Source organism: Finegoldia magna, from assembly GCF_018371055.1.
Taxonomy (GTDB): domain Bacteria; phylum Bacillota; class Clostridia; order Tissierellales; family Peptoniphilaceae; genus Finegoldia; species Finegoldia magna_I.
This window is the reverse complement of sequence record NZ_JAGYZD010000139.1, coordinates 1-4,697: the sequence shown is the minus strand read 5'-3', so window position 1 is coordinate 4,697 and position 4,697 is coordinate 1. Positions and strand designations below refer to the sequence as shown.

General features: G+C 35.0%; 4 protein-coding genes. 1 reads left to right on the top strand and 3 read right to left on the bottom strand.

Going from position 1 to position 4,697, the window contains the following annotated elements:
• The coding region (locus KHW44_RS06560; protein WP_304067474.1) for a GNAT family N-acetyltransferase at positions 1–465 on the bottom strand (465 nt) is incomplete at its 3' end.
• Between the two features lie 127 nt (positions 466–592).
• On the opposite strand from KHW44_RS06560, the gene KHW44_RS06555 reads away from it, so the two are divergent.
• Positions 593–1,657, top strand: a complete 1,065-nt coding sequence (locus tag KHW44_RS06555) for a methyltransferase domain-containing protein (protein ID WP_304067470.1) — start codon at positions 593–595, stop codon at positions 1,655–1,657.
• A 260-nt stretch (positions 1,658–1,917) separates the two neighbouring features.
• Here the strand turns inward: KHW44_RS06555 and KHW44_RS06550 are convergent, their stop codons facing one another.
• A complete protein-coding gene (locus KHW44_RS06550; RefSeq protein ID WP_304067467.1) occupies positions 1,918–2,325 on the bottom strand; it encodes a hypothetical protein in 408 nt (135 codons plus the stop codon).
• 204 nt (positions 2,326–2,529) lie between these two features.
• The gene (locus KHW44_RS06545) at positions 2,530–4,260 is read right to left on the bottom strand and encodes a proline--tRNA ligase (protein WP_304067464.1); all 1,731 of its coding nucleotides are present in this window, start codon (positions 4,258–4,260) and stop codon (positions 2,530–2,532) included.
• Between the last annotated feature and the right edge of the window lie 437 nt (positions 4,261–4,697).

Genomic DNA, 4,697 nt, shown 5'->3' with positions numbered 1-4,697 from the left:
TTGGTTGTTTGTGGCTGATTTTCTAAGACATCCTTCGTATTTCATATTTGCGTTCATCATTACTTTTCCACTTGCAGAGTTTCTCCTGTCGTGTGTGGCTTCTACTCTTACGGCGTTTTTTTCTTCGAACAAATATTTTAGCATTATTTTTAAAGACTCGGTCATTATTCCCTGCAACCAATAATCGTATGCCAAGCAGTAGCCAATAGCGTAAGTTATTGGATTTTCTTTGATTAAACTAGCAGATATACAACCAATGTTTTCATTGTTAGTGTTACAAATCGCAAAGTACACATTCTTGTCATCATTTATCCATTGTTTTATGATTTTTTCTGATTCTTTTAGTGATGTGTGAGGCTTCCACGTCAAAAACTTCGTAACCCTGCTGTCGCTTGCCCAGTTTTCATACATTTTGTCAGCGTCATTTATTGTAAATTTTCTTAAAATCATTTTGTCAGTTTTCATAATTGCACTTCCTTTTTTTATATAATACCATATTATTTTCTTTCCAAGGGTAATTGAGCCAATGCAAACTCTAGAAATAATCTTTGTTAATGTTATAATAATATTAGAATAACATTAGGAGGTATTTATGGAAGATATTAGAAAACAAGTTTCAGAATATTACAGCAATATTACTACTGAAAAAGAAGGAAAGATGCGAACTCAAATCTGTAGTTGTTCGGATAGTATGCCACTTCACATCAAAAAAATAAGAGGAATGGTTAATCCTGAACTTTTGAAGAGATTTTACGGTTGTGGCTCTCCAATTCCATCAGCTCTTGAAGGATGTACTGTGTTGGATTTGGGATGTGGAACAGGCGTGGATGTGTATGTCGCTTCCAAGTTAGTCGGAGAAAACGGAAAAGTAATCGGTGTCGACATGACAGATGACCAATTGGATTTTGCTAGAAAATATCAAGACCAAATGGCTGAAAAATTTGGCTACAAGAAATCAAACGTAGAATTCAAAAAAGGTTACATCGAAGATTTGAAATCTATAGGAATAGAAGATGAATCTGTAGATGTTGTAATCAGTAACTGCGTTATCAACCTTTCTCCATTCAAAGAAGAAGTGTTCAAAGAAGTGTGGAGAGTTTTGAAAAAAGGTGGAGAATTGTACTTCTCAGATATTTTCGCTGACAGAAGGGTTTCTGATGAAATTTACCAAAACCCTGTATTACGTGGTGAATGTTTAGCGGGAGCAATGTATGTAGAAGATTTCAGAAGATTATTGCATAAAATCGGCTGGGAAGATTTCAGATATACTAAAATCACTAAGGCGCCAATCGAAAACAGAAAAATCGAAGAATTAGTTGGCAATGTGAATTTCACATCAAGAACTGTAAGAGCTGTGAAATTACCTGGAATTATTGAAGATAGATGCGAACAATATGGACAATTCGTAACTTATCGTGGAGGAATTTTAGGTAGCGAACACTACTTCGACCTAGATGACCACCACAGATTTTTCGTAGATCTACCAATGGCAGTGTGCGGAAACAGCTGCGCAATGGTACAAGATACAAGATTCGGAAAATACTTTGACGTAGTCGGAGACAGAAGCAAACACTTTGGCTTGTTCGACGGTTGCGGCGATGCAGGCGCACCTGCTGCAGACGACTGTGGCTGCGACGGCGGATCTTGCTGCTGCTAACAACAACAAAAGCTGTGAGAAAACTCACAGCTTTTTTTGATTGTGCGAATATCACGCTTTGATATATTTATATTGTATCCCCATTAGGCGGCCATTTTTGAACTCACTTTTTCTCGCCATTTTTATCGATTTAGCGTAGATAAATCCAACATGGCGAGATTATTCTTGTTAGTTATGTATGTATTTTTACATTCTAAAATTTAAAAACAAACAGTACCAACCCTATAAATATAAAAAATATGCATACAATATTTTTGATACTACGAAAATATTCCAAATTTTTTTGGAATTTTCCCAGAAGTCTGATACTCGATACTTAAAGAAAATAGTAGTCTAAAAGCAAAGGCATCCACTCCAGATTCTGTCAAATTCCAGCAATAACTTGAATTTTCAATTATTATTTTCCCCATTTTATAAAACTCCCAACAATTAACCTCTGGATACTTCTTTTTTTCTATCCATTCTTTTTTACCACTAGGTTTTCTCTTTCTTTTCTTAATAATAGTTGGTTGAGGAAAAAAATCTTTATTAATCAGTATAATTCCATCGTAATTTTTTCTAGCTTCTTTATAACTTTCTAAATCCATATTATATGAAGTGTATTCGTAAGCAAACCATTCCCCATCCTTCGATATCAATCGACAAGATGCACCATATCCCATACTCATAATAAAAACTCCTTTCGATTAGATATACCCTCGTTGTAAAACAATAAAACAACTATCATTTTAACAAATATGAGATTATACTACTTTCACATCGTCGAGCTTTATAGAAAATTTTTCATTACCACAATATTTTTTGTCAAGTAAACTTTACATTTTTCAAAGCAAAAAACTACGAGCCTTATCGCCCGTAGTTCTCATTATAAATTATCTGTACAATCCACCAACTGATTTTAAGTTAGCATTGATGATTTCCATTACTTTTTCGTAAGCTTCTGTTGATGACATTTCTACATTTTCAAGCGTTCTTCTTTCAGAAAATTCTACTATGTCCTCAGATGCTTTCTTTCCTACAGTTATTCTTAGCGGAATTCCTATTAGGTCACGGTCGTTGAATTTTACTCCTACTCTTTCTTTTCTGTCATCAAGTAGAACTTCTACCCCTTGAAGAAGTAATTTTTCGTAAAGTTTTTCTGCAAGTGTATTTTGTTCTTCATTTTTTGTGTTAACAACTGTGATGATTACGTGGTATGGCGCTACAACTAATGGCCAAATCATTCCCTTGTCGTCATGGTTTTGTTCTACAATTGCGCTGACACTTCTTGTAACACCAATTCCGTATGAGCCCATCCAGAAGAATTGTTCTTTTCCATTTTCATCAAGGAATGTAGCATTCATGCTCTTGGAATATTTTTGTCCCAATTGGAAGATATTTCCAACTTCGATTCCTCTTTTGAATTTCAATGGAGATTTTGTTTCAGGATCGATATCCCCTTCTTGTACCATCAATAAATCTTCTACGATTTCTCCTTCGAAATCATCTCCATAGTTTACATTTTTGATGTGGTAGTTTTCTTCATTCGCTCCAACGACGAAGTTTTTCATTTGTGTAACTCTTGAGTCAATGATGATTCTTGAATCTAGTCCGATTGGTCCAGTAAATCCTGGTGAGCTGTTCAATGCTAGGATGTCTTTTTCTTCCATCATTTCAATTTCGTGTTCTGGACATTTCAAATAACTTACAAGTTTTGCCATGTTAAGTTCACGATCTCCTGGAATGAACACAATTACAGGTTTTCCTTCAACCATTAAATCGACTGCTTTCAAACAATGTGCTGCATCAACATTCAAGAAATCACTTACTTCTTCTATTGTTTTACAGTTTGGTGTGAGTACTTTTTCTGATGGAAGTTTTTCTACATTTTCATCTTCAACTTTGTAATATACATAAGCTTTTTCGTCAGTCGCTGCGAAATCACTGTCATCGCTGTAGCAAATCACACCTTCACCTACATCACTAAGTGCGATAAATTCGTGCGAACTGTTACCACCCATGGCACCGCTGTCTCCTGCTACGATTTTGTATTCCAAACCAAGTCTATTGAATACAACTTCATACGCTCTCCACATATTCATGTAAGCTTCACGCATCGCTTCTTCATCTACATCAAATGTGTAAGAGTCTTCCATCAAAAATTCTCTGGAACGGTTGATTCCAAATCTTGGTCTTTTTTCATCACGGTATTTTGTTTGGATTTGATAAATATTAAGCGGAAGTTGCTTGTAGCTTTTGATTTCACCTTTTACTAAATCTGTAAAATATTCTTCGGCTGTTGGTCCAAGGCAGAATTCACGATTATTTCTGTCTTTGAGCTTGAACATTTCCGGTCCAAATGTCTTCCATCTTCCAGATTCTTCCCAGATTTCACGAGGTTGAGTTATAGGCATGTGGATTTCTTGTGAACCGTAGTTGTCCATTTCTTCACGAACGATGTTTTCTACCTTTCTTACAATTCGATAACCCAATGGCAAATAACTGTACAATCCTGCTGCTGTTTTTCTAATCATGCCAGCTCTTAATAGAAGCTTGTGGCTTGCTATTTCTGCATCTTGTGGATCCTCTCTTAAAGTTGGCATATAAAATTTATTCATTCTCATAATTTACATGTTCCTTTCTTTGTGTATGTATATGTATCTAAAAAAAGATCCTCCGTCACGAAGACGAAGGATCGCTATACCACTTCTAGTTTGTTAGTTATAAGGTGACAACCCTATGATTTTGACATAATCTCCGAGTTAGGTTCATTCTATCGTAAATGAAAGTTTCCACCTTACACTTTCTCTCTGAAAAATCGTATAGAACTAGTATTCTCTTCATCGATACATTAGATTGTATCAGAATAGAGTGTTTTTGTAAAGATTACTATTTTATTTTTTCGACAATTCTTGATTTTGTTTCAAAATTATTGTCTGTTCCTGTGAATGAAGAATCTTTTACTGCCAAATCACTCATAGCATCGATGATGTCTTTGAATTTGTTCAAATCTTTTGTCTTGTTGGATAATTCATCAATTCCTTTTTCTTTGTATTCTTTT

Excerpts from the sequence above, each read along its gene's own strand:
- KHW44_RS06555 (WP_304067470.1), top strand. The coding sequence starts at position 593 with ATGGAAGATATTAGAAAACAAGTTTCAGAATATTACAGCAATATTACT.
- KHW44_RS06550 (WP_304067467.1), bottom strand. The coding sequence starts at position 2,325 with ATGAGTATGGGATATGGTGCATCTTGTCGATTGATATCGAAGGATGGG.
- KHW44_RS06545 (WP_304067464.1), bottom strand. The coding sequence starts at position 4,260 with ATGAGAATGAATAAATTTTATATGCCAACTTTAAGAGAGGATCCACAA.